Origin of the sequence: Proteus vulgaris (assembly GCF_011045815.1) — a bacterium.
Taxonomy (GTDB): domain Bacteria; phylum Pseudomonadota; class Gammaproteobacteria; order Enterobacterales; family Enterobacteriaceae; genus Proteus; species Proteus vulgaris_B.
The window spans coordinates 3,861,713-3,888,425 of record NZ_CP047344.1 but is presented as its reverse complement, the minus strand read 5'-3'; the positions used below and the strand labels follow the sequence as shown (position 1 = coordinate 3,888,425).

Sequence of the window (26,713 nt, the reverse complement as noted above, 5' to 3'; positions counted from 1 at the left end):
TAAGCGCTAAGCTATTATCGATAATAGAGTAGAAACAAAAAGGGATAAGCGTAATGCTTATCCCTTTTCTATTAATAATGGCGTTATGACTGATTATTTATCAGCTTTAGGCTCACTTTTTTCATTAATTATCTGTGCTGAATTGTTATCTTCAGTGACACCGACACTCTCAATGGTTAAGCGAATTTCTGGTGACATTAATTTTGCAATCACTTGGTAAAGAGCAGATGCATCTGCTTTTAGGATATCTTCGTTATCGTTGAGATAGCCTTCTTCACGCAGTGTTGAAACTAAGGTAGAGAATACTGCTTTATCAAAGAATTCAGGTGCGTTGATGCCATGTAATACAGAAAGACGTTGTGCCAAGATACGGCTCTCTTTTTCCAATAATGCACGACTAATTTCAGGGGCAAAATTGAGTAAAGACAGCGTAATACCATAACGTTGCAATGTTTCTCTAACACTAGCTGCTAAGAGCTGCAATGGACGAATACGAGCAGGGTTAATGCGTAGTAAGCCATCACTATCACAACAAATTAGACGCTGACGACAAAGTTCTGCTATCAAGGTATTAATGACTTCAGGTAGCTCTTCTTTCTCATAGCGAATAAATAACTCTGCTTTAATTAGAGGGAAGATTAATTCAACCTGTTTCATTAAATCATCACGATGGATTTTTTCATGATGCAAGATGATGCTAGCAATTAACGATGGAGTAACCATTAAATGGATCGTGTTATTGCGGTAATAAGTCATTAATACTGCGCTTTCACGAGGAAGCACCACAATATCACCTAAACTATCTTTTTCGACTAAGAATTTATCTGATTGCAGAGCATGTTCTAATAACGCCTCAGCATTTTTATCAGACACAATCATGTCAGCCGAATAAGGCACATTACGTAATAATTGTAGATAACAATCGACTTGTTCTAACAGCTGTTCTCTAGTGAGTGCTCGCTGACGTGATGCCAACAGTGCCGTTGATACTAAGTTAATTGCATTAATTGAGGCTGCATTATTGATATGAACCATAATATTGTCAGCCAGTGCGCTTACGGCTGGATTTAACCAACTTGGGCGTTGTGGCTCAATGGGGTCAATATCATCACGCCATTGTGGAACCGCTTGATTTAAGTACTGCGCAACAGAGATAGGTTCACCAAAGTTAACATAACCTTGGCCAAGGTTACGTAATTTGCGTAAACCCCTCACCATCTGCATAAAGCCTTCTTTCTCTTTTGTTGCGCCACGTAATTCTTTGGCATAGGTTGCCACTTCCATAACGTGTTCATACCCAATATAAATAGGAACAACAGAGATAGGGCGTGTTTCACCGCGTAACATTGCTTGTACTGTCATTGAAAGTGTTCCTGTTTTAGGATCTAACAATCGACCTGTACGAGAGCGTCCACCTTCAACGAAATATTCAATAGAGTAGCCACGTGTAAATAGCTCACCTAAATATTCACGGAAAATAGTGGAGTATAGCTTGTTACCTTTAAAGGTTCTTCGGATAAAGAAAGCCCCTAAACGGCGGAAAATCGGGCCTGCTGGCCAGAAATTAAGGTTAATACCCGCAGCTATATGTGGAGGAACTAAGCCTTGATGATAAAGCACATAAGAAAGCAATAGGTAGTCCATGTGACTACGGTGACAAGGTACATAAACAATCTCATGCCCATCTTGAGCGAGTTTACGTACACGTTCGGCATTATAGACGTTGATACCTTGATAGAGCTTATTCCATGTCCAACTTAATACGCGATCACTAATACGTACTGCTTCATATGAGAAATTAGCTGCAATTTCTTCCATGATATCAGTGGCATTTTTGCGAGCTTTATCCAGTGAGATTTTTTTCGCTTTTGATTCATCTTCAATTGCTTTTTCAATGGCTTTCGATGAAAGCAATTTATTGAAGAGATCTTGACGTGCTGGTAATTTCGGACCAACAGCGGCTAAACGCTGGCGAGAAAAGTGAATACGCGCAACACGTGCGAGCTTTCGGGCTATACTGGTGTCAGTACCGTGTTCGTTTGCCATTTCACGCATTGATACAGTCGGTGAAAAACGAACAAAGCTATCACGACCTAACCAGAGGATAGCGATAAATTTTTGGATCCCATTAAGTACGCGCAGATGTGGAACGCCATTATGACCTTCACGGCCAGGAGAGCGACCAAACATCACGGAAACCGGCAACATCTCGATATCAAGGTGTGGGTTATTACGATGAGCATCAAGATAAGCGTGGAATGTTTTCACGGAATCTTTACGAGGATCAGGTGAGTAGTAACGGAATACTCTTGGACCGTCATCAATAAAGACATACGCAGGGAGCTTAGTACCACCTATCTCAATAGGTTGCAGTGGATCAGGTAATCCTAAAGATAAACATTGCTGTCTTAATGTCAGTAAGTCTGCCTTTGAATGATAAGGTAGCACATAAAGGAAAGATCGCGACGTATCCAACCCTAACTCAGTGATAGGATTAGTCGGAACTCGTTTACTTTTTACCAGTAATTTTAGTGGTAAATTCAATGTGTTATAATATAGTTTACGCCAAGCTGACATAAATAGTTGTAGCCTCTTATTAGCAATACTTCGAAAGCATAACAGAAAGTCTTTCGTAGATCTGTGGTGCTGTGACAATATTAATAGAGAAAAGTGGCAAAATAATCGTTTGTTTTCGATAGAGTTTATTATGGCTAATCAAAATAAAGGTCTTACCCGAATCATCAAAGCTGGTGGCTATTCATACAAGGGCATTCGTGCTGCTTGGATTAATGAAGCCGCTTTTAGACAAGAAGCAATTGTGACCTTGGTTGCAATTATCCTTTCATTTTTCATAGATGTCAGTGGTCTAGAGCGCATTTTACTCATTGGTTCCGTTGTATTGGTTGTGATCTTGGAACTGGTAAATAGTGCAATAGAAGCGGTTGTCGATCGAATTGGATCTGAATACCACGAATTATCAGGGCGTGCAAAAGATATGGGTTCTGCCGCCGTTCTCATTGCTATTATATTGGGATTATTTACTTGGGTAACCATTCTTTGGGGGCATTTCTTCGCATAAAGTTAAAAAATTCGATTTTTGTCGAAAAATAATCCAAAGATGCGTGTTTTATATTCATTTAAGGTTTCAAATCGTCATATACCTGTATATACTCACAGTCTGACTGTATAAACAAACAGGGGGCGGAATGAAAGCATTAACTGCAAGGCAGCAGCAGGTTTACGATTTGGTTCGTGATCACATTTCGCAAACGGGTATGCCACCAACACGGGCTGAAATAGCTTCCCAACTTGGGTTTCGCTCACCAAATGCGGCAGAAGAGCACTTAAAAGCTCTTGCTCGTAAAGGTGTGATAGAAATTATCTCTGGTGCATCTAGAGGTATCCGTTTGCTAATGGAAGAAGAGCCAGAAGGACTGCCATTAATTGGGCGAGTTGCTGCGGGTGAACCACTTTTAGCGCAAGAGCATATTGAAAGCCATTATCAAGTTGACCCAATGCTATTTAAACCAAGTGCAGATTTTTTATTGCGTGTTAATGGTATGTCGATGAAAGATATCGGTATTATGGATGGCGACTTACTTGCTGTGCATAAAACACAAGATGTTCATAACGGGCAAGTGATTGTGGCACGTATTGAAGATGAAGTGACAGTAAAGCGCTTTAAGAAAAGCGGTAATAAAATTGAACTTCATGCAGAAAACCCAGAGTTTTCGCCAATTATCGTCGATTTACGCGAACAAAGCTTTACTGTTGAAGGTCTAGCAGTAGGGGTTATTCGTAACGGCGAATGGCTGTAATTTATACCAAAGTAAGTCAATATAACTTATTTTAAAGAAGTGCAGATGATGTGTAAAACCACAAAATCATCTGCATTTTTTATTTCTGATTTGTATAAAAAAACACCATTACACTACAAATGTAATTACAATATGATGTGTTTTAATTACGGAGGTGCTTATGACAACGATACAAGTTAGAGTAGACGATGAGCTCAAAAAAGAAGCTTATCAAGTATTTGAAAAAATGAACCTGTCTCCTTCAGATGCCATAAGATTATTTCTACGTTATGTTTCTGAAAATGAAAAATTACCTTTCTCAGAAGTTTCTGTCGTTGTTGGGGAGCTGGATGAAGATGAGGATATTTTAGCTGTTGTACGTGAACGTTTGAAAAAACCAAGTAAACGTATAAGAGTAAATATTGATAATCTTTAATCTTGAGTTTGATAAGCGTGCCTTGAAAGAATGGCAGAAACTCGATCAAAGCATTAAAGAACAATTTAAAAAGAAATTAAAAAAATTACAGGAAAACCCTTATATAGAGTTAGCTCGCTTAAAAGATGATCTCGCGGGTTGCTATAAGATTAAATTACGAGCATCTGGTTTTCGATTGGTTTACCAAGTTATTGATTCTGAAGTTGTGATTTTAGTTATTGCTGTTGGTAAGCGTGAAGAGAGTAAAGCTTATTCATTAGCTGAAGTGAGAATTCAAAAGAACAACATGTATTAGCCAGCATTTAGCTGGCTTTTTGTTTTTATAAGCTCAACGAGGCTTATAGTCGCCAGTTTTTCTCTGCTTAAGATTATCATCCATACTGTGATCATGGTGACAACCTTCAGGATGTGTACACTCTTGTGCTTCGTGGCACTGTGAACACAATCCATGAATTTCGATAACGCTATGTCGTAAATAAAACCCACTCTCTTTTGCCAGTAATGAAATCGCATCTTCGATTTTATGGCTATTCTTTTCAGTGACAGATAAACAACGGTCACAAATTAGCATTACTGACGTATGTTCAACATCATCAAAATGATGACAAAGTACATAACTGTTGGTGGATTCTATTTTATGGATAAATCCTTGCTCAAGTAAAAATTCTAACCCGCGATAGACTGTTGGTGGTTTAGCTTGTGGCTCAACTTGGCGTAATAAATCCAATAAATCATATGCGCTAATAGCAGAAGGTTGCTGCATTATCAGACGCAATACTGCCAGACGTTGTGAAGTCAGGCGAACACCTCGTTTCTGGCAGATCTTTTCTGCCTGAGCGAGCAATTTCTCTTCATTCATGGGGATAAGATGCTCTCAGACGTTGTTAATAACACAGATCCTATCATATTTTTCAAGAGCAAACCTTTGTGTAAAGTGGGGTTTATGAAAATAACTTTTCATGGTGATCTGTAATAATTATCAACAAAAAAACCCAGCCTAAGCTGGGTTAATTTTTTAGATGGTTTTAGACGATTTTTTCTAAAAATTAGAACGGAATATCGTCATCGAAATCCATTGGAGGTTCATTGTTCGGTGCTGGAGCTGCTGCGGGTTGTTGTGCTGGGCGAGATTGCGCACCACCGCTAAATTGTTGTGATGCTTGTGGCTGTTGTGGTTGACCCCAACCGCCTTGACCACCTTGTGAAGGCGCACTATCTTGACCACCACGACCACCTAACATCTGCATTGAGCCACCGATGTTAACGACAACTTCAGTGCTATATCTGTCTTGACCACTTTGGTCTTGCCATTTACGTGTTTGTAATTGACCTTCGATATACACTTGTGAACCTTTACGCAGATATTCGCCTGCAATTTCAGCTAATTTGCCGAAAATTACCACACGGTGCCACTCGGTTTTTTCTTTCATTTCACCGGTTTGTTTGTCGCGCCAGCTTTCTGATGTTGCCAGTGTTAGGTTGGCAACTGCACCGCCACTTGGCATATAACGGATTTCTGGATCCTGCCCTAAATTACCGATAAGAATAACTTTGTTTACGCCTCTGCTCGCCATGTGAGGTACTCCTGCGAAAGTAAATTTTTTGAAATCATAAGCGAATAAGTTTATCACGTACGCTAAAATTTGAATATGACGTGTGATGAATTTCTCAATTGTGAACAATGTCGATATTTTTTTGTCTCAAAATGACAGGTTTACATCATCATTCAATTTCACTATATATACTGTATATCCATTCAGTTAACTTTGTGTCATAATTATCCGATTATTTCTTTTTCGGCGACTCTCTCAATCCGGGATATATTCATGGATAAAATCGAAGTACGGGGCGCTCGCACCCATAATCTAAAAAATATCAATTTGGTCATTCCTCGCGATAAACTTATTGTTATTACGGGACTTTCAGGCTCAGGTAAATCCTCTTTGGCCTTTGATACGCTTTATGCAGAAGGGCAACGACGTTATGTTGAATCACTTTCTGCGTATGCTCGTCAGTTTCTTTCGTTAATGGAAAAACCTGATGTTGATCACATTGAAGGTTTATCTCCCGCTATTTCGATTGAACAAAAATCTACATCACATAACCCACGTTCAACGGTGGGAACAATTACCGAAATACACGATTACCTACGTCTCTTATTTGCACGTGTTGGTGAGCCTCGTTGCCCTGATCACGATATTCCATTAGCAGCACAAACAGTCAGTCAAATGGTTGATAATGTGCTTGAACAGCCTGAAGGCAAGCGTTTAATGCTGTTAGCACCCGTGGTGAAAGAGCGTAAAGGTGAACACATTAAGCTACTGAATAATCTTTCAGCTCAAGGCTATATTCGTGCACGTATTGACGGTGAAGTGTGTGATCTTTCTGATCCGCCGACATTAGAATTACAGAAAAAACATACTATTGAAGTGGTGATTGACCGTTTTAAAGTCCGTGACGATCTTGCTCAACGTTTAGCAGAATCTTTTGAAACCGCATTAGAACTTTCAGGTGGCACTGCCGTTATCTCTGATATGGATGATAACAATGCAGAAGACATTATTTTTTCTGCGAATTTCGCGTGTCCTGTTTGTGGTTATAGCATGAGCGAGTTAGAACCTCGTTTATTCTCTTTTAACAACCCAGCAGGGGCTTGTCCAACCTGCGATGGTTTAGGTGTTCAGCAATTTTTTGATCCCGATTTAGTGATCCAAAACCGTGAGATCTCTCTTGCTGGTGGTGCGATTAAAGGATGGGATCGTCGCAATTTCTACTATTTCCAGATGCTACGTTCACTGAGTGAACATTATCATTTTGATGTTGAAGCTCCGTTTGATTCTTTGCCAGATAATATCCAAAAAATAGTTTTAACTGGCTCAGGTAAAGAGAATATCGAATTTAAATACACTAACGACCGAGGTGATGTCGTTGTTCGTCATCATCCTTTTGAAGGTGTACTAAATAATATGGAACGCCGTTACCGTGAGACAGAATCAAGCGCGGTGCGTGAAGAACTTTCTAAGTATATTAGTAACCGTCCTTGTGCATCATGTGGTGGTACGCGTTTACGCCGTGAAGCCCGCCATGTGTATGTTGAAAATACGACGTTGCCTGAAATTGCAGATTACAGTATTGGGCATGCCATGACCTTTTTCCAAAACTTAAAACTCAGTGGACAGCGAGCGAAGATTGCAGAAAAAGTGTTAAAAGAAATTGGCGATCGACTGAAGTTTTTAGTCAATGTTGGCTTAAATTACCTCACACTTTCTCGTTCAGCGGAAACATTATCTGGTGGTGAAGCGCAGCGTATTCGCTTGGCGAGCCAAATTGGTGCTGGATTAGTGGGTGTTATGTATGTATTAGATGAGCCTTCTATTGGATTACATCAACGAGATAACGATCGCCTACTTGAAACATTGATCCACCTGCGTAATTTGGGTAATACCGTGATCGTTGTTGAGCATGATGAAGATGCTATCCGTGCAGCAGATCATGTTATCGATATTGGCCCTGGCGCGGGCGTTCATGGTGGTGAGATTGTTGCTCAGGGGACACTTGAAGATATTATTAATAATCCGAATTCATTAACAGGTAAGTTCTTAAGTGGTGAGCGTCGTATCGCTATTCCAGAGCAACGTGTTCCGGTTGATCGAGAAAAAATGCTGACCATTCTTGGTGCAAAAGGCAATAACTTAAAAAATGTAAATCTGAAATTACCAGTGGGTTTATTTACCTGTATTACAGGGGTATCAGGTTCAGGAAAATCAACACTTATCAATGATACGTTATTCCCTATTGCGCAACGTCAATTAAATGGTGCTACAACTATTGTTCCTGCGCCTTATTTAGATGTTGAAGGTCTCGAGTATTTCGATAAAGTTATCGATATTAACCAAAGCCCAATTGGCCGAACTCCTCGTTCAAATCCAGCAACTTATACTGGCGTTTTTACACCTATTCGTGAGTTATTTGCGGGTGTTCCAGAATCTCGTACTCGTGGTTATACGCCGGGTCGTTTCAGTTTCAACGTAAAAGGTGGCCGCTGTGAAGCTTGCCAAGGTGATGGTGTATTAAAAGTTGAAATGCACTTTTTACCGGATGTTTATGTTCCTTGCGATCAATGCAAAGGTCAGCGCTATAACCGTGAGACCCTTGAAATTAAATACAAAGGGAAAAATATTCACGAAGCCTTGGATATGACTATCGAAGAGGCAAGAGAGTTTTTTGATGCTGTTCCTGCGCTGGCTCGTAAGTTACAAACATTGATTGATGTTGGGCTGTCTTATATTCGTTTGGGACAATCTGCGACAACATTATCAGGTGGTGAGGCACAACGGGTTAAGTTGGCGAAAGAGCTATCAAAACGTGGTACTGGGCAGACATTATATATTTTAGATGAACCCACAACAGGACTTCATTTCGCTGATATTGAACTATTACTTGACGTTTTACACCAGTTACGTGATCAAGGTAATACGATTGTGGTGATTGAGCATAATCTTGATGTCATTAAAACTGCAGACTGGATTGTCGATCTCGGCCCAGAAGGCGGAAGTGGTGGCGGACAAATTTTGGTATCGGGCACACCTGAGCAAGTTGCCGAATTTGAAGGTTCACATACCGCAAGATTCTTAAAGCCAATCCTAGAGCGTGGTTATTAGTACCAGGCTATTTATTACCTTATAATCTAAGCGCTACAGATAATAAACCCTTTATTGTTTGTAGCGCTTTTCTTCAAGAAAAGTAAATCTATCATAAATGATAGAATTTAATTCTATTGAAAAAAGTATTCTCTTTTCACTATTCACTTCCTTATATATTTTTATCTTATTAATTCTCATTTTTATAAAAAAATAGATTAAATAGTTATTCATGCTGTTTTGTAACGTAATTTTAACCAAATACGATACAACAAAGCTAAACAGAAAAGATTATCACAGTATATCGTGATAGACAGCACAGTTTGTTTGGTGATTTGTTTCAATTGTTATACTTGATTATTATTGTATGACAATAAATATTTTCATTTATTAATCAATTGGTTGTGTATTATCGGGGGTTACAATAGAGGGAAGGTTATTATTTACTATGCTCTTTGAACAGATAATCCTACTTTTCTCCTTAAGGGAGAATTATTTTCCAAATCATTTCAGGCTATCACGATTTATAACAACTTTTTTCTCCGTAATATTCCCTATCATTTACCCATAATAAATAACGCCTGCAAATAATAAGGTTATTTTGATATCGCAACGTTAGATAGAGCTTTTTTACCCCCAAAATTCGTTTTGCTATTAACAATTACAATATAAAAAGTGAGTACTAATATGGAAACGGCTTCCTCAAAAACAGAGACCACAAGCTATCCCGCAACTAGTGCTGGCGCTCGCCGCGCAGGTATGACAGAACAAGAATGGCGTGCGGCTATTAAATTCGACGGCAATGATGTGGGCTGGGTTATCATGAGTATCGGTATGGCTATCGGTGCAGGTATTGTGTTTTTACCTGTACAGGTCGGCCTGATGGGATTATGGGTTTTCCTACTATCCTCGATCATTGGTTATCCAGCTATGTACCTTTTCCAGCGCTTATTTATCAATACGTTGGCTGAATCTCCAGAGTGTAAAGACTACCCAAGCGTTATTACCGGCTATCTCGGTAAAAACTGGGGTATTTTATTAGGTGCACTCTACTTTGTGATGTTAGTTATTTGGATGTTTGTTTACTCAACAGCAATCACCAATGACAGTGCTTCTTACTTACAAACATTTGGTGTTACTGAAGGTTTACTATCAGAAAATCCATTCTATGGTTTGATCCTGATTTGTGCCTTAGTTGCTATCTCTTCTCGTGGTGAACAATTACTGTTTAAAGTATCAAGCTTTATGGTGCTGACTAAACTGTTTGTTGTTGCAGCGTTAGGGATCTCCATGATTGGTATGTGGCATCTTTATAATGTGGGAGCATTACCACCAGCAGGACGTTTAATTAAAGAAGCTATTATCACTTTACCTTTTACACTGACTTCAATTCTGTTTATCCAAACATTAAGCCCAATGGTTATCTCTTACCGTGGTCGTAATAAAAACCGTGAAGTTGCTCGTCATAAAGCGTTACGAGCAATGAACATCGCTTTCGGTGTGTTGTTCTGTACTGTTTTCTTCTATGCAATCTCATTCACATTAGCAATGGGTCATGATGAAGCCGTTAAAGCCTACGAACAAAATATCTCAGCATTAGCGATTGCGGCGAAATTCTTCCCTGGCGGCTGGGTAACAGTTGTTAGCGTTATGCTTAATATCTTTGCCGTAATGACTGCATTCTTTGGTGTTTATTTAGGTTTCCGTGAAGCAACACAAGGGATTGTGATGAATATTCTGCAACGTTATATCCCTACTGAAAAAATCAACCAAAAATGGGTACAAAACGGCATTATGATTTTCGCCGTGCTACTGGCATGGGGCGCCATCATTCTTAATGCGCCTGTATTGAGCTTTACGTCAATTTGTAGCCCAATCTTCGGTATGGTGGGTTGCCTTATTCCTGCATACTTAGTGTACAAAGTGCCTATGTTACACAAATACAAAGGTGCGTCACTATACCTGATTATCTTTACCGGTTTACTGCTCGTTATCTCTCCGTTCTTGGCATTCTCATAGTCGCCAACTTCGGTTCTAGTTAGACGTTGTTGTAAAAAACTAAATTAATCCAAGGTGTTAGATTATGAGCAAGAACAAGAATTCTCATTTATGGTCACAGTTTGTTCGCCAGTTACGTGAAGGTGTTAAACCTGCAGTAGGTTGTACAGAGCCAATTTCATTAGCACTGGCAGCGGCAAAAGCAACCGCGCTTTTAGGTGAGCCAGTTGTTCGTGTTGAGGCTTGGGTTTCACCAAACTTAATGAAAAATGGAATGGGCGTAACCGTACCTGGAACGGGAATGGCAGGGCTTCCTATTGCAGCTGCGCTGGGTGCAACGGGTGGAGATCCTGATGCAGGGCTGGAAGTCTTGCTAAAGGCTTCCTCGGAAGCAGTTGCTCAAGCTAAAACATTGGTTGCTGAAGGTAAAGTCACTGTTGGTGTAAAAGCCCCATGTGAAGACGTTCTTTATTCTGAAGCAAAAGTGTATGGCCAATCTGGTTATGCCATTGTCAGTATTGCAAGAGAGCATACACATATTGTTCGTTGTGAATGTAATGGTGACGTTGTTTTTGAGGAAGATAAAACAGCATTTGCCAATAATTGTGAATGTACTGATGAAAAACCTTTTACTGATGTTTGTGCTGAAGATATCTATAACTTCGCACTTAATGTGCCTGTGAATGAGATTGAGTTTATGCTCAATGCTGCCCATTTAAACGGTGCTTTATCAGAAGAAGGGCTAAAAAATACCTATGGATTAGCCATTGGTCGTACATTAATTCTGCAACAAGAGAAAGGTTTGTTAGGTAAAGATTTACTTAATGAAATCATGATCAGAGCATCTGCTGCTTCTGATGCTCGCATGGGTGGTGCGGTATTACCCGCAATGAGTAATTCAGGCTCAGGTAATCAAGGGATCGCAGCAACATTACCTGTTATGGTTGTTGCTGAATTTATCCATGCTGATGATGAAACTTTATTGCGTGCGTTAGTTTTATCACACTTAATGGCGATTTATGTCCATAGCCATTTTCCACCTCTTTCGGCTCTTTGTGCTGCAACCACAGCTTCAATGGGGGCGGCTGCAGGAATGGCATGGTTACTGACAAAAGATTTCACTACAGTGAGTATGTCTATTAACAGTATGATTGGTGATATCAGTGGCATTATCTGTGATGGCGCATCAAATAGCTGTGCAATGAAAGTATCGAGTAGTGCAGCGAGTGCTTATAAAGCAGTATTAATGGCGATGCAAAATCAAAGTGTTGCGGGTACTGATGGTATTGTCAGTGACGATGTTGATAGCTCAATTGCAAACCTTTGTGCATTAGCCAGTCGTGCAATGCAATATACGGATATTCAAATTATTGAGATTATGGAAGAAAAAGCGCGCCGTAATGCCGGGGAAAAGAAGCAGGCTGTCAATGTATAAAAGGTCAAAACCTAAAATGACAGTGAATGTTGTTATGCAGTAAAAAAGAAATACCTGCTTATGAGAATAGGCAGGTATTTTTTATCGTAAAAGAGTGTGAGTAATTTAAATACTTACAGCTGCAAAAGCTTGGGCAATGCGCTGAACATTACCTGTATTGACACCAGCCATACAAACACGACCTGTACCAACAAGATAAATACCAAATTCGTCTCGTAATCTATCAACTTGTGCCTGTGTAAAACCGGTATAACTAAACATGCCACGTTGTGTTAATAAGTGATCAAAGTTCTTTTCAGGTAATGCAACTTTTAAGGCATTCACTAAAGTGACTCTCATCTCTTTAATACGATCACGCATATGTGCTACTTCTTTTTGCCATTGTGCTGTTAACACTTGGTCTGAGAGCACTTTATTGACAATTTGTGCACCGTAATTTGCTGGGCTTGAATAGATGCGACGTACACCTGCTTTTAGTTGACCTAATACATGTTCGCATTCAGTAGCGTTATCACAAACAATGGATAAACCGCCCGCACGTTCACCGTAGATCCCAAAGATTTTTGAAAACGAATTACTGATAAGTATTGGTAATCCTGCTTTCGCCATACTACGAATAGCGTAAGCATCATCATCTAAGTTTTCAGCAAATCCTTGATAAGCAATATCTAAAAATGGAATTGCTTGGCGAGATTTTAATACTTCAGTGACTTGATCCCATTGATCTTTAGTCAGATCAGAACCAGTGGGGTTGTGGCAACAAGGATGCATTAATACAATGCTTTTTTCAGGCAGTTTTTTAAAGCAATCTAAGAGTGCGTCAAATTTAACGCCTTTAGTTTCAGGATCAAAGTAAGGGTAATAATTTACCTTAAAGCCTGAACCCGCAAAAATAGAGCCGTGATTATCCCAAGTAGGATCGCTTATCCACACTTCCGATCTTGGGAAATAACGATGCAGAAAATCAGCACCGACTTTTAGTGCCCCTGATCCACCTAATGTTTGTATTGTGGCAATTTTCTTTTCTGCAATTAGAGGATTATCTGTACCGAAAAGGAGATCTTGAATTTCGCTACGATAAGGCGCCAGCCCTTCCATTGGTAAATAAAGTGTTGCTGTGGGTGTCATGGCATTGAGTTGCTGGCGTGCAACTGACACTGTTCCTAAAATAGGGGTCTTGCCTTCTTCATCATAATAAAGACCAATGCTTAAATTAATTTTATCCTGGCGTGGGTCTTTGTTATAAACATCCATCAATGAGAGAATGGGATCTCCCGGAAACGCTTCAACCTGTTGAAACACGGCTTCTTCTCCAATCACTTTGAGTGTGTCATAGGGATACAATATCGTGTGTATTATTGTTCGTCTAGGTATTCCATGATGACGCGTGAGGTTAATTTTGTAATCAACTCATAGGCGCTAATGCCACTATATTTGGCAATCTCTTCTACGGGCAACACATCTCCCCATAAAATGGCTTCATCACCAACACTATCAATAAGTTCAGACCCTAAATCGACGCTGATCATATCCATAGAAACGCGGCCCACAATCGGCACTTTTCGACCATTAATCCACACAGGAGTACCGGACGGCGCACTGCGAGGATAGCCATCACCATAACCAATGGCGATAACGCCAAGATAAGTGTCTTTTTCACTTACCCATGTGCCGCCATAACCAACCGGTTCACCCGCTTTATGTTTTCGAACAGCGATCAGACTTGTTTTTAGCGTCATTGCAGGGGTTAAACCAAAGTCTTTGCCCGTTCTTTCATCACCAGTAGGAGAGATGCCATAAGTGATAATGCCGGGGCGAACCCATTGATAATGAACTTGAGGCCAAAATAAAATACCAGCAGAAGCTGCGATAGACTTATCACCAGCTTTATTTTGAATAAAATCTTGAAATAGTGAGATTTGTTTTTGTGTTACTTCAGGAACATCGGGTTCATCAGCGCGACTAAAATGGCTCACAATATTGACAGGTTGTTGTACATTCTTGCAGGCAGAAAGTCGTAAATAAAAGGCTTGTGCATCTTCAGGGCGTATACCTAAACGGTGCATGCCAGTATCGACTTTCATCCATACTTTAACGGGTTCATCTAAATTAGCTTGTTCTAAGGCTTCTAATTGCTCTTGGCTGTGAACGACAGTTTCAATATGGTTGACAACCAAAATAGGTAAATCAGCAATATCAAAAAAACCTTCTAATAAGAGGATGGGTTTTACAACGCCCCCACTTCGTAAGGTTAATGCTTCACCAATACGTGCAACACCAAAACAATCAGCATTATCCATTAAGGTATACGCTGTTTCTAATAACCCATGACCATAAGCGTTTGCTTTCACGACAGCTATCAGGTGGCTATGTGGGGCATAGTCTCTCACATGCTGAAAATTGTGACGCAGAGCGCGGCGATCTATCACTGCGGTTGCCGCTTTCATATTATTTCAATACTTCCTCTAATTAAATCAAGGTTAGTGATTATTCATCGTCGTAAGCAGGGCCAGCGTAGTTATCAAAGCGCGACCATTGACCGTTAAAGGTAAGTCTGACTGTACCAATTGGACCGTTACGTTGTTTACCGATGATAATTTCTGCAACACCTTTTAAATCACTACTTTCGTGATAAACCTCATCACGATAAATAAACATAATAAGGTCAGCATCCTGCTCGATAGAGCCTGATTCACGTAAGTCGGAGTTAACAGGGCGCTTATCAGCACGTTGTTCCAAACTACGGTTTAACTGTGATAGTGCAACTACGGGAACTTGCAGTTCTTTAGCTAATGCTTTTAATGAACGCGAAATTTCAGCAATTTCTAATGTTCTGTTTTCAGATAATGAAGGTACTCTCATTAGCTGTAGGTAGTCAATCATGATAAGGCTTAAACCGCCATGTTCACGATAAATTCGACGAGCACGAGAGCGTACTTCTGTTGGTGTTAAACCCGATGAGTCATCAATATACATATTACGTTTTTCAAGCAAGATACCCATGGTGCTTGAAATACGCGCCCAATCCTCATCATCAAGCTGGCCTGTTCGAATTCTTGTCTGATCAACGCGAGATAATGATGCCAACATACGCATCATAATTTGGTTGCCGGGCATCTCTAGACTAAAGATAAGTACGGGTTTTTCTTCTGTCATTGCCGCATTTTCACATAAGTTCATGGCAAATGTGGTTTTACCCATCGAAGGACGTGCTGCGACAATAATTAAATCTGATTTTTGTAATCCAGCAGTTTTTTTATCAAGATCTTGATAACCACTAGAAACCCCGGTGACACCATCGTGAGGTTTTTGATAGAGCTGTTCTATTTTTTCAACGGTTTCTTCTAAAATAGCTTCTATCGCTTTCGGACCTTCATCTTTATTGGCACGAGTTTCAGCAATTTGGAACACTCTAGATTCGGCAAAATCGAGTAGATCTTCACTGGTGCGTCCTTGAGGATCAAAACCAGCATCCGCGATCTCATTGGCGACTTTTATCATATCGCGAACGACAGCACGTTCTCGGACAATATCGGCATAAGCATTGATGTTCGCCGCACTTGGCGTATTTTTAGAAAGTTCTGCTAAATAAGCAAAACCGCCAACACTGTCTAACTCGGCATTTTGTTCTAATGCTTCTGAGAGTGTAATTAGGTCAATAGGTTTACCTAATTCCAGCAAGCGTTGCATTTGCGAGAAAATAGTACGATGAGGTCGGCTATAAAAATCCTCTGCGGTAACACGTTCAGAAACATTATCCCAACGTTCATTATCTATCATCAGACCGCCTAACACGGACTGTTCTGCTTCCAGCGAATGGGGAGGTAGCTTTAATCCCTCCATTTGTCGGTCTTTAATATCAGACATCAGTTTGTCAGTGGTCTTATTTCTGGCCATAAATCCTGCATAAAATCGAAAAAGTGTCAGTCAGCGTATTAGAGTGTGTTGATCTTTTCTGCTTATTTTTACAGCAAAAAAAGATCAATTCGCTCTAGTATACGCTAACCCAATTATCTGTGCCTTGTAGAAATAGCTATCCTTTGTCATTATCTCTAAAGGTCTTTTTGCGCTCGTTTATTTAACCTCTCATCCTACAAAGGAGATAGTAATGGCTAAACGTATTCAATTTGCAACTCATGGTGATGCAGATGTTCTTGAGTTAGCAACATTTACACCCGCTCCTCTTGGTGATCACGAAGTTCAGGTTACCAATAAGGCAATTGGTATTAACTATATTGATACTTATGTACGTAGTGGGTTATATCCTGTAAGCCAATTTCCAAGCGGATTAGGCACTGAAGCTGCGGGCATTATTATCAAAACAGGCGCTAAAGTGACTTCACTAAAAGAAGGGGACCGAGTTGTGTATGCCCAATCTCCGCTAGGGGCTTATAGCGATACGCATAATGTACCAGAAAATAAAGTGGCGCGTCTGCCTGATAATATCTCTTTTGAACAAGCTGCCGCCTCTTTCCTAAAAGGATTAACGGTTTATTATCTCTTCAATGAAACCTATAAATTACAAGCGGGTGAAGCCTTTTTATTCCACGCAGCAGCGGGTGGCGTTGGTTTAATTGCAAGCCAATGGGCTAAAGCCATTGGTGCAAAAATGATAGGTACAGCAGGCAGTGATGAAAAGGTTGTTAGAGCAAAAGCCGCAGGTGCATGGGAAGTAATTAATTATCAAACAGAATCAATAGTTGAGCGTGTATTGGCCTTGACTAATAATCAAAAAGTGCCAGTTGTTTATGATTCTGTCGGTAAAGCGACTTGGTTAGACTCGTTAGACTGTTTGCAGCACCGAGGTTTAATGGTGAGTTTCGGTAACGCATCAGGTGCAGTAACGGGTGTTGATTTAGGTATTCTCAATAAAAAAGGTTCTTTATATGTGACGCGCCCATCTATTTCGGGTTATATCACAACCCGTGAAGAGCTAGATACGGCAAGTGAAGCGCTATTTGCATTAATTGGTAGTGGTAAAATTGATGTCAGTGTGCCAGATAATCAGAAATTTGCATTAGCAGATGCAAAAGAAGCGCATCGTTATCTTGAAAGCCGACAATCTCAAGGATCAAGTCTACTTATTCCTTAATTATGGTTTGTAAGATTTAAAACCTGTTTAAAATAAATTAGGCAGGTTTTAAATATTTATTTTTTATTAATACATATAATGTAATCCTATTTTAATTATCAAAAAAAAACTTATTTTTATTTTTTGTTTATTTTTCACTTTATCTCTTTTAATTTACATTTTTATTAATTTTATTAATAGAGTATGGAGTGTTTATGCAAAAGAATGAGTTAAATGATTTTATTGATTTTATCTATGAAGATAATAAAGTCAGTAATGTTGAATTACAGTTTATTCGTGATGTAGCTGATGAAAAGATAGAAGCGTTATTTAAACGATTGGGCGAAAATAATAATTTATCTTCATTTCAAAAATCAATGGATGTATCAGTTCAATTAATGCAAAACGCCTTTTTTGATATTAAAAAGAAAGAGGGCTCAGAAGAAAGTAAAAGTGAAGTTAAAGAGGCTTTGAATTTCAAATTGCTTATTTAATTGCAAATTATAATCGTTTCTTCTCATTACTTTAATTAAAATAAAACCAGCCTAAAGGCTGGTTTTATTTTTTTAGATTATTTTTCAGTCACAAATTTAAGCGCATTTTCTAAAACAGATAAATCAGCACCTTGCTTATGGGCATTTTCACTTAAATGACGACGCCATTGTCTAGCACCTGGAATACCTTGGAAAATTCCCAACATATGACGAGTCACATGTCCTAAATAAGTACCTTGTGATAGCTCTTTTTCAATATAAGGATACATTGCTCTTACGGCAGCGACAGCATCAGCAATGGGCAATTGATTATCAAAAAGTTCATGATCAACATGCGCTAAAATTGACGGGTTTTGATAAGCCTCACGACCCACCATCACACCATCCATATATTTTAAGTGTTCCTTCGCTTCTTCTAACGATTTAATTCCGCCATTAATCGCCATGGTAAGATGCGAGAAATCACGTTTTAATTGATAAACACGGGGATAATCTAAAGGTGGAACCTCACGGTTCTCTTTTGGACTTAAACCTGATAGCCATGCTTTACGTGCATGAATAATAAAAGTGTCGCAATTATTATTGCGACTAACAGTATCAATAAAATCACATAAAAATTCGTAGCTATCTTGGTCATCGATCCCAATGCGTGTTTTTACTGTGACAGGGATATCAACCACATCACGCATGGCTTTCACACAATCAGCAACTAATTGTGCATCACCCATTAAACAAGCACCAAAACGCCCATTCTGTACGCGATCTGAAGGACAACCTACATTTAAATTAATTTCATCATAGCCACGCTCTTGTGCCAATTTTGCACATTGCGCTAAAGCTTGAGGATCGCTTCCACCCAATTGTAATGAAACAGGATGTTCTTCTTCGCTGTATTTTAGATAGTCACCTTTACCATGAATAATGGCACCTGTTGTGACCATCTCAGTATAAAGCAACGTATTTTTACTTAATTGACGAAAGAAATAACGACAATGACGATCAGTCCAGTCGAGCATTGGTGCAACAGAGAAGCGGTTCAAATTATATTTTTTTGAATTGCTATTAACATCATGATTTTCTGTTGATTTATTGAGTTCTATATTTTCTGACATGTTGTAATTCTTTCGTCTATTTAGGCAGTGATTATCTCTAAACTATTAAAGGAGATAAAATGAGCGCGCATTATAGCATAGAGGATAGCTTACACATGCTGGATCTGATGCTAGGATTATTTTACGAAGCTGAAGATAAGTAATAATAAATCATAAAATAGGAAAATATAATGCCAGCTGAAAAAAGAGCATTACCTTATTTCAAATATCATCCTGAACCGATAAAAACAGGTGCTTTTATCACAGATGATACCGTTATATGTGATTGTTGTGGAAAGGAAACCGATATCTATTATGGTAGCCCTTTCTACTCAGTAGAAGATATTGATGCACTATGTCCGTGGTGTATTGCTGATGGTTCTGCAAGTGAAAAGTTTGATGGTGAATTTCAAGATATTGCAAGCATTGAAGGCGGAGAAGTTCTCTATGACGAAGAGGGGGAGTATTGTGGTTCTACTTTACCTCTTATAGATAAAAACAAACTCGATGAATTAACAAAACGAACACCTGGTTATCATGGCTGGCAACAAGAACATTGGCTAATACATTGTGATGAACCTTGTGCCTTTATTGATTATGTAGAATGGGACGATATTAAAGATAAATTAAAACAATTTGCTTCTTTAGAGCAAGACATTCAAGACGTTGGTTTTGAACTTTCTGATTTATCAGAGCGTTTATGGGATGACAGTGGTTGCCAAGGTTATTTATTTAAATGCTGTTGTTGTGGAAAATTACGTCTACATATTGATTTTAGTTAATAAATATCATTCAAATAATATTAAGTCTACTTTAGAGTGTAGGCTTGATATCATTTTTTATAAAACAACCTATTTATATTATCTCTATTAAAAATGGAAATAGTCACTGCTCAATATTTTACGCTATAAAGCAAAAAAAATAAAAAAGAGGAGCATTGAATATGAACATTAAAAGAAAAATTCTTATAAAATTTAAAAATCCTGATTATGATAATAAAAATCTGTTATTCCCTATTTCCCATGAAAAACATTGTTCTTTATTATCTGATATATCCTTGGTTCCTGTTATTTCTTCTATTCATCAATTACCTCCTAAAAACAATATTAGTTTTATTCCAATAAACTTTAACGACTTAAATAAATACTATTACCTTAATTTACCAGATAATAATCAATATTCATTAGAGAATGTCATCAAAATATTAACACAGCATCCTGATATTGAATATGTGCAATCTGTACCGATACAACCTATTGAACCTCCTAATATTACACCTGATTTCACTCAGTATCAGCAATATTTAGATGATCCAGAAAGAACAACCAATATTAATAAAATTATAGGATTGGGAATTTTAGGTGCATGGAAACAAGAAGCATATGGTCAAGGTATCCAAGTTGCCGATATTGAATGGGATTTCAATCTATCTCATCATGATTTATCAACTGATAATATTACATCATTACTCCCTTTTAATGAAAAAACGAGTCAGGCAGATCACGGTACCGCGGTTGCAGGATTAATTATGGGAAAAAAGGATGGTAAAGGGATCACTGGGCTAGCGTATAAACTCGATATGTTTTATGCCATCTCTGAATTAACCTGTGGCCGTATTGATGCGATTATTGCCAGTAAACACATATTACATGCGGGTGATATCGTTTTATATGAAATGCAAACCATCTGTGAGCACCAAGCTTATGTACCCGCTGACTATGAAATGCATATTTGGGAAGCGACACGCGCACTAACAGATGCGGGTATTATTGTGATTATGGCGGCTGGTAATGGTGGTGTTGATCTTGATTTGCCTGCTTATAAAAGTTATCGCCAACGTCATGACAACAATTCGATACGTGTCGGCGCTGGTTCACCTTATACATTAAATCGCTTACCTTTTTCAACGCATGGTTCACCCATTCATGTACAAGCATGGGGTGAAGCTGTCGCAACAGCAGGTTATGGTGATCTCTTTCGAAGTGATGATAATCATACTTATACTGCTAGTTTTAGTGGAACTTCGTCTGCGAGTGCATTGGTGGCGGGGGCAGCTGCCATGATCCAATCTTGGTATAAAGGCAATACAAATAGAGTGTTAACACCAATACAAATGCGAGATTTATTAATTAGAACAGGTACTTTCCCTCTATTAAATGACAAGATTGGTCCATTACCCAATGTGAATAATGCAATTTTATATTTAAAAAAATTAATAAAATATTATTGAAAAAACAGTTATCAACAAAACACCTTCTACTGTTTGGGAGGTGTTTTCTAACAAATATCATTATGATTAATAAAAATTTTTATGAGAACTATGTGGGTTTTAGAGCCATTATCATGTTTTAATTGTCGTAAAAAAGCATTGAACTAATCAATATCCTTTTCTGTTTTTATAGAAAAACAGGCCGATTAGCTGACTTATAATAGAAAAATTATTTAATCATAAACTTAGTCGATTTCTAATATTTATATGAATAAGTAGCATTTTGATTTTATTATCTTTTTATTAGAAAACAAAAAAGCCTGATTTATGAGGAAAAACTTAAATATGAATAGTTTTTCACTGTTTATACGCCTTTTTGCTTTCAATTTCACGCCACTGCGTTTATCATTTTCCGCTTGTACTATACATACGGCGTCGCTGGTTTTGGGCTTCTGTGGAGCATAATGCTCCGGCAGCTCACACAGTCTTTTCCAGTGGCGGTTCTATCTGCATTATTCTTCGGGATAGAGTATTACCTTAAATGACTGAGAAAACATCTCTGACACCAGTTGTCGAATTAAAATCCTTAAGTAAAGGTTTCGACGGAAAACAAATTATTTCCCGCCTCGATCTTACTATCAACCATGGCGAGTTTTTAACCATCCTTGGTCCTTCGGGCTGTGGTAAGACGACGGTTTTGCGTCTAATTGCGGGTTTGGAAGACGTTGACGATGGAAAAATAATTCTTGATGGGCAAGATATTACGGATATCCCAGCGGAACAACGTTTTGTAAATACGGTTTTCCAAAGTTACGCACTTTTTCCTCATATGACTGTTTTTGAAAACGTCGCATTTGGCCTTCGCATGCAAAAAACGCCTGCGGAAGAGATTAATGTTCGCGTTGAAGAAGCCTTGCGTATGGTGCAACTTGAAGATTTCGCCCAACGCCGTCCTGCACACCTTTCTGGTGGACAACAACAACGTGTTGCGATTGCGCGTGCTGTTGTGAATAAACCAAAAGTCTTATTGCTTGATGAATCATTATCTGCACTGGATTACAAATTACGTAAACAGATGCAAAATGAATTAAAAGCCTTACAACGTAAATTAGGAATAACCTTTATTTTCGTGACTCATGACCAAGAAGAAGCGCTGACTATGTCAGACCGAATTGTGGTGATGCGTGAAGGGCGTATTGAGCAAGATGGGACACCGCGTGAAATTTATGAAGAGCCAACAAACCTGTTTGTTGCGCAATTTATAGGTGAAATTAATATCTTTGATGCACGTGTTCTACATCGTATTGATGAGGCGCGTATTCGTGCTGATGTTGAAGGTCATGAATGTGATATTTATACCTCATTGCCTGTAACTCAAAATCAGCAACTCAAAGTATTACTTCGGCCTGAAGATCTTCGTGTTGAAGAAATTCATGATCTTGAAAACCTTCCTGGTCTGATTGGTTATGTTCGTGAACGTAACTATAAAGGCATGACGCTAGATTCTGTTGTTGAAATGGAAAATGGCAAGGTAGTGATGGTCAGTGAGTTCTTTAATGAAGATGATCCAGATGTTGATCACTCGTTAGACCAAAAAATTGCAGTGACTTGGGTTGAAAGCTGGGAGGTCGTGCTGGCAGATGAAGAAAACACGTAAACTATTTCAAAACATCGTAATTACCGGTGTTGTGGGTTGGTTGATGGTGTTCGTCTTCTTGCCGAATATCATGATCATTGCGACTAGTTTTTTAACGCGTGATGATGCCAATCTTGTCGAGATGGTCTTTACACTCGATAACTACTATCGTTTATTTGATCCTATGTATGCAGAAGTATTACTGCATTCAATCAATATGGCGGTGGTAGCAACATTAGCTTGTTTATTATTAGGTTATCCTTTTGCTTATTTCCTTGCAAAAATGCCTAAGAAAATACAGCCATTAATGTTGTTTTTATTGATTGTGCCTTTTTGGACAAACTCGCTTATTCGTATTTATGGATTAAAGATATTCCTAAGCACTAAAGGTTATTTTAACGAGTTCCTGTTGTGGATAGGACTTATTGATAAACCACTGAGGATTATTTATACCCCAGAGGCAGTTGTACTGGGATTGGTTTATATCTTATTACCTTTTATGGTACTACCGTTATATTCCAGCATTGAAAAGTTAGATAAACCTTGTTTAGAAGCAGCGCGTGATTTAGGGGCTAATAAATTTCAGACCTTTATCCGTATTATTATTCCATTAACGATGCCAGGCATTATTGCGGGTTGTTTACTCGTAATGTTACCTGCCATGGGCTTATTCTTTGTTGCTGATTTAATGGGAGGGGCGAAGAACTTATTAATTGGTAACGTAATAAAAAGCCAATTCTTAAATATTCGTGACTGGCCTTTCGGTGCGGCAACCAGTATTTGCTTAACATTAGTGATGGGATTAATGCTGTTTGTGTATTACCGAGCCGTGAAGCTACTGCATAAGAAGGTAGAAATAGAATGATAGGACGGTTATTGCGTGGTGGATTTATGTCCATTATTTACGCGTATCTTTATATCCCGATTATCATTCTGATAGTTAACTCTTTTAACTCATCGCGTTTCGGGATTAATTGGAAAGGATTTACCACAGATTGGTATGCCATTTTATTTAATAATGACAGCCTGCTTCAAGCTGCTGGGCATTCATTAACGATGGCGGTCACTTCTGCGACATTTGCGACATTAATTGGCTCATTAGCAGCGGTTGCACTCTATCGCTACCGTTTTCGTGGCAAAAAATTTGTCGGTGGTATGTTGTTTGTTGTCATGATGTCACCTGATATTGTAATGGCCATTTCATTACTTGTTCTATTTATGATCCTAGGTGTTTCATTGGGATTTTGGTCGCTTTTATTTTCACACATTACATTTTGCCTACCTTTTGTTGTGGTGACGGTGTACTCACGATTAAGTGGATTTGATGTGAAGATGTTGGAGGCTGCCAAAGATTTAGGCGCGGGTGAATTTACTATTTTACGTAAAATCATTATGCCATTAGCCATGCCAGCAGTGGCTTCAGGTTGGTTATTAAGCTTTACGTTATCCATGGATGACGTGGTGGTTTCTTCTTTTGTGACAGGACCAAGCTATGAGATTTTGCCATTGAAAATATACTCAATGGTGAAAGTTGGGGTTTCACCTGAAGTGAATGCGCTTGCAACCATCCTTTTAGGTCTATCCTTAGTATTAGTGTTAATTAGTCAGTTGATCTTAAGAGACCGAACTGGCAAAGCGTAATGACATATATTAGTGCAAGTTTCTCGCACTTTTTGGGGTCTTGATGACCAATCTGTTGGAGGTAGGCTAGCTGCCTATTTGATATTAACGCATCAACCACTGAAGGAAACATAAATGAAAAAGTGGTCCTCTGTACTTGCTGCCAGCGTAATGGCATTAAGTATCAGCACAGCATCGGCTGATGATGGTAAGACATTATATTTCTACAACTGGACGGAGTATGTGCCGCCTGGTTTGCTTGAACAGTTTACGAAAGAAACTGGGATTAAGGTGATTTATTCCACCTATGAATCCAATGAAAGCATGTATACCAAGTTAAAGACCTATAAAGAAGGTGCTTATGATTTGGTTGTTCCTTCCACTTATTTTATTTCTAAAATGAGCCATGAAGGAATGTTACAAAAAATCGACAAATCAAAATTAACGCATTTTGATAATCTTGATCCTAGCTTATTACATAAGTCATTCGACCCAGAAAATGATTACTCTATCCCTTATATTTGGGGTGCGACCGCTATTGGTATTAATAGTGATGAAGTTGATGTGAGTAGTATTAGTTCATGGGCAGATTTATGGAAACCTGAATATAAAGATAGCCTGTTATTAACTGATGATGCTCGTGAAGTTTTCCAAATGGCATTATTAAAACTAGGTTATTCAGGTAACACGACCGATCCTAAAGAGATAGAAGAAGCCTACAAAGAGCTACAGAAGCTGATGCCAAATGTGTTGGCTTTCAACTCAGATAACCCGGCTAACCCTTATATGCAAGGGGAAGTTAATTTAGGAATGATTTGGAATGGCTCTGCATTTATTGCTCGTGATGCTGGTGCACCGATTGAAATGGTGTGGCCAAAAGAGGGCGGTATTTTCTGGATGGATAGCTTAGCTATTCCTGCTAATGCTAAGAATGTCGAAGGCGCTCATAAACTTATCGATTTCTTATTACGCCCAGAAATAGCAGCCAAAGTTGCGGAGAATATTGGTTATCCGACGCCAAACCTAGCTGCACAAAAATTACTGCCAAATGTGATCACTAAAGATAATTCTCTTTATCCAACAGAAGAGATTATTAATAAAGGTGAATGGCAAAATGATGTGGGTGATGCAACTGTATTATACGAAAGCTATTACCAAAAATTAAAAGCTGGACGCTAATCACGTTTGAGTATAGTTCTGAGCCACCTTTAAGGTGGCTTTTTTATGGTGAAAAGTGCATTTTTATTTAAGGATATAAGTTGAATTTATTTGCTGAAAGCGTAAAGGTAATTAAAACTTTTTATTAGTGAGTTAATAAACTTAATTGAAGGCACAAAATGATATCTAGCGCATCAAAAGGGACGTTATATGGCATCGTTGCTATTTTTCTTTGGAGCACTATTGTTGGTTTAATTCGTAATATCAGTGAGTATTTTGGCCCCGTTGGTGGTGCAGCATTGATTTATACCACAGGAACAATATTTCTTATCTTGATCTTAGGTGTACCTAAACTATCACTTTTTCCTAAACGCTACCTTTTTTGGGGAGCGCTATTATTTGTTACTTATGAAGTGTGTTTATCCTTGGCATTAGGATTTGCCACCGATAGAACACAAGCCATAGAGCTAGGAATGGTGAACTATTTATGGCCTAGTTTTACCTTAGCACTTGCTGTCATAGTCAATAAACAACGATTCTCTATTTTACTGATCGTAGGGTTATTATGTTCATTTAGTGGATTAGTCTGGGTTGTTAGTGGAGATAATCCTCTAACTATTGAAGGCTTATGGCAAAATATCCAAAACAATCCATTAAGCTATATATTGGCGTTTTCAGGTGCCATTTTATGGGCGTTTTATAGTAATTTAACTCGCCTTATTTCTGGTGGGAATAATGGAATTGTGCCTTTTTTCTTATTAACATCACTTGCATTATGGGGGCAATACCTATTTTCAACACCAGTTGAATGGATTATTGATACAAAAAGCATCACGCTTTTGTTAATCACGGGTGCAGCAATTGGGCTTGCTAATGCAGCATGGACAATTGGTATGATCAGAGGCAATGTGACCTTATTAGCCACACTTTCCTACTTTACTCCTGTTATTTCTACTGCATTTTCCTCAATATTATTGTCTACCGCACTTTCTTTCTCATTTTGGCAGGGTGTAATGATGGTGACAGGTGGTTCTTTAATTTGCTGGTTAGCGACTCGTCAAAAAAAGATAAAAGTACTCAAAACGATAAAATAGAGAGAAAAACAAGATCTTTAACTCAAATATCACA

At 38.6% G+C, this 26,713-nt stretch carries 23 protein-coding genes; 16 read left to right on the top strand and 7 right to left on the bottom strand.

The features are described from left to right. Positions 1 to 93: 93 nt before the first annotated feature. A complete protein-coding gene (plsB, locus tag GTH24_RS18230; protein WP_072070936.1) occupies positions 94 to 2,577 on the bottom strand; it encodes a glycerol-3-phosphate 1-O-acyltransferase PlsB in 2,484 nt (827 codons plus the stop codon). 130 nt (positions 2,578 to 2,707) lie between these two features. Between plsB and GTH24_RS18225 the strand changes: the two genes are divergently transcribed. The 4 genes from GTH24_RS18225 to GTH24_RS18210 all read left to right on the top strand — a co-directional run bounded on the left by GTH24_RS18225 (position 2,708) and on the right by GTH24_RS18210 (position 4,528). Then, positions 2,708 to 3,079: a diacylglycerol kinase gene (locus GTH24_RS18225; RefSeq protein WP_006536373.1), complete on the top strand. Its 372-nt coding sequence runs from the start codon at positions 2,708 to 2,710 to the stop codon at positions 3,077 to 3,079. Positions 3,080 to 3,206: 127 nt separating this feature from the next. After that, positions 3,207 to 3,818, top strand: coding sequence for a transcriptional repressor LexA (lexA, locus tag GTH24_RS18220; protein ID WP_072070935.1), 612 nt, complete (start codon positions 3,207 to 3,209; stop codon positions 3,816 to 3,818). Positions 3,819 to 3,978: 160 nt separating this feature from the next. Then, on the top strand, positions 3,979 to 4,233 hold the full coding sequence (locus GTH24_RS18215) for a type II toxin-antitoxin system RelB/DinJ family antitoxin (protein WP_072070934.1): 255 nt from the start codon (positions 3,979 to 3,981) through the stop codon (positions 4,231 to 4,233). Then, positions 4,223 to 4,528: a type II toxin-antitoxin system RelE family toxin gene (locus tag GTH24_RS18210; RefSeq protein ID WP_072070950.1), complete on the top strand. Its 306-nt coding sequence runs from the start codon at positions 4,223 to 4,225 to the stop codon at positions 4,526 to 4,528. Before GTH24_RS18215 ends, GTH24_RS18210 begins: the two co-directional genes overlap by 11 nt. 33 nt (positions 4,529 to 4,561) lie before the next feature. Here GTH24_RS18210 and zur read toward each other — a convergent pair whose 3' ends face one another. Further along, on the bottom strand, positions 4,562 to 5,092 hold the full coding sequence (gene zur / locus GTH24_RS18205; protein WP_072070933.1) for a zinc uptake transcriptional repressor Zur: 531 nt from the start codon (positions 5,090 to 5,092) through the stop codon (positions 4,562 to 4,564). Between the two features lie 187 nt (positions 5,093 to 5,279). Then, positions 5,280 to 5,807, bottom strand: coding sequence for a single-stranded DNA-binding protein SSB1 (gene ssb1, locus GTH24_RS18200; RefSeq protein WP_072070932.1), 528 nt, complete (start codon positions 5,805 to 5,807; stop codon positions 5,280 to 5,282). A 252-nt stretch (positions 5,808 to 6,059) separates the two neighbouring features. Here ssb1 and uvrA point away from each other — a divergent pair, with 252 nt between their 5' ends. From uvrA to GTH24_RS18185, 3 genes are all read left to right on the top strand, one after another. Beyond that, a complete protein-coding gene (gene uvrA, locus GTH24_RS18195; RefSeq protein WP_072070931.1) occupies positions 6,060 to 8,894 on the top strand; it encodes an excinuclease ABC subunit UvrA in 2,835 nt (944 codons plus the stop codon). Positions 8,895 to 9,560: 666 nt separating this feature from the next. After that, positions 9,561 to 10,892, top strand: a complete 1,332-nt coding sequence (locus GTH24_RS18190) for an amino acid permease (protein ID WP_072070930.1) — start codon at positions 9,561 to 9,563, stop codon at positions 10,890 to 10,892. Between the two features lie 64 nt (positions 10,893 to 10,956). Further along, positions 10,957 to 12,306 (top strand): serine dehydratase subunit alpha family protein, encoded by a 1,350-nt coding sequence (locus GTH24_RS18185; protein ID WP_072070929.1) that lies wholly within the window; start codon positions 10,957 to 10,959, stop codon positions 12,304 to 12,306. A 105-nt stretch (positions 12,307 to 12,411) separates the two neighbouring features. Here GTH24_RS18185 and GTH24_RS18180 read toward each other — a convergent pair whose 3' ends face one another. From GTH24_RS18180 to dnaB, 3 genes are read right to left on the bottom strand one after another with little or no spacing between them, the layout of a single operon-like run. Further along, positions 12,412 to 13,608 carry an aromatic amino acid transaminase gene (locus tag GTH24_RS18180; protein ID WP_072070928.1) on the bottom strand — a complete coding sequence of 399 codons (1,197 nt, stop codon included), beginning with the start codon at positions 13,606 to 13,608 and terminating at the stop codon, positions 12,412 to 12,414. Positions 13,609 to 13,661: 53 nt separating this feature from the next. Beyond that, positions 13,662 to 14,753, bottom strand: a complete 1,092-nt coding sequence (gene alr / locus GTH24_RS18175) for an alanine racemase (protein WP_072070927.1) — start codon at positions 14,751 to 14,753, stop codon at positions 13,662 to 13,664. Between the two features lie 40 nt (positions 14,754 to 14,793). Beyond that, entirely contained in the window at positions 14,794 to 16,203 is a 1,410-nt protein-coding gene (gene dnaB / locus GTH24_RS18170) for a replicative DNA helicase (protein ID WP_036934568.1), read from the bottom strand. Positions 16,204 to 16,414: 211 nt separating this feature from the next. Here dnaB and GTH24_RS18165 point away from each other — a divergent pair, with 211 nt between their 5' ends. Both GTH24_RS18165 and GTH24_RS18160 read left to right on the top strand, forming a co-directional pair. Continuing rightward, positions 16,415 to 17,398, top strand: coding sequence for a quinone oxidoreductase (locus GTH24_RS18165; RefSeq protein ID WP_072070926.1), 984 nt, complete (start codon positions 16,415 to 16,417; stop codon positions 17,396 to 17,398). Positions 17,399 to 17,592: 194 nt separating this feature from the next. After that, complete coding sequence (locus GTH24_RS18160) at positions 17,593 to 17,871, top strand: hypothetical protein (RefSeq protein ID WP_241253993.1); 279 nt, start codon at positions 17,593 to 17,595, stop codon at positions 17,869 to 17,871. A 77-nt stretch (positions 17,872 to 17,948) separates the two neighbouring features. Here the strand turns inward: GTH24_RS18160 and dusA are convergent, their stop codons facing one another. Beyond that, positions 17,949 to 18,983 carry a tRNA dihydrouridine(20/20a) synthase DusA gene (gene dusA, locus GTH24_RS18155; RefSeq protein ID WP_164526801.1) on the bottom strand — a complete coding sequence of 345 codons (1,035 nt, stop codon included), beginning with the start codon at positions 18,981 to 18,983 and terminating at the stop codon, positions 17,949 to 17,951. A gap of 170 nt (positions 18,984 to 19,153) precedes the next feature. Here dusA and cbrC point away from each other — a divergent pair, with 170 nt between their 5' ends. The 7 genes from cbrC to yddG all read left to right on the top strand — a co-directional run bounded on the left by cbrC (position 19,154) and on the right by yddG (position 26,679). Next, entirely contained in the window at positions 19,154 to 19,744 is a 591-nt protein-coding gene (cbrC, locus tag GTH24_RS18150; RefSeq protein WP_072069155.1) for a PF03691 family colicin E2 tolerance protein CbrC, read from the top strand. A gap of 161 nt (positions 19,745 to 19,905) precedes the next feature. After that, positions 19,906 to 21,192, top strand: a complete 1,287-nt coding sequence (locus GTH24_RS18145) for a S8 family serine peptidase (protein ID WP_072069154.1) — start codon at positions 19,906 to 19,908, stop codon at positions 21,190 to 21,192. Positions 21,193 to 21,712: 520 nt separating this feature from the next. Further along, positions 21,713 to 22,828 carry a spermidine/putrescine ABC transporter ATP-binding protein PotA gene (potA, locus tag GTH24_RS18140; protein WP_072069153.1) on the top strand — a complete coding sequence of 372 codons (1,116 nt, stop codon included), beginning with the start codon at positions 21,713 to 21,715 and terminating at the stop codon, positions 22,826 to 22,828. Beyond that, on the top strand, positions 22,812 to 23,672 hold the full coding sequence (gene potB / locus GTH24_RS18135; protein ID WP_023583058.1) for a spermidine/putrescine ABC transporter permease PotB: 861 nt from the start codon (positions 22,812 to 22,814) through the stop codon (positions 23,670 to 23,672). Before potA ends, potB begins: the two co-directional genes overlap by 17 nt. Then, complete coding sequence (gene potC, locus GTH24_RS18130) at positions 23,669 to 24,448, top strand: spermidine/putrescine ABC transporter permease PotC (protein WP_036934543.1); 780 nt, start codon at positions 23,669 to 23,671, stop codon at positions 24,446 to 24,448. Before potB ends, potC begins: the two co-directional genes overlap by 4 nt. 114 nt (positions 24,449 to 24,562) lie before the next feature. Continuing rightward, complete coding sequence (gene potD / locus GTH24_RS18125) at positions 24,563 to 25,606, top strand: spermidine/putrescine ABC transporter substrate-binding protein PotD (RefSeq protein WP_072069152.1); 1,044 nt, start codon at positions 24,563 to 24,565, stop codon at positions 25,604 to 25,606. Between the two features lie 158 nt (positions 25,607 to 25,764). Then, entirely contained in the window at positions 25,765 to 26,679 is a 915-nt protein-coding gene (gene yddG, locus GTH24_RS18120; protein WP_072069151.1) for an aromatic amino acid DMT transporter YddG, read from the top strand. Positions 26,680 to 26,713: the final 34 nt, after the last annotated feature.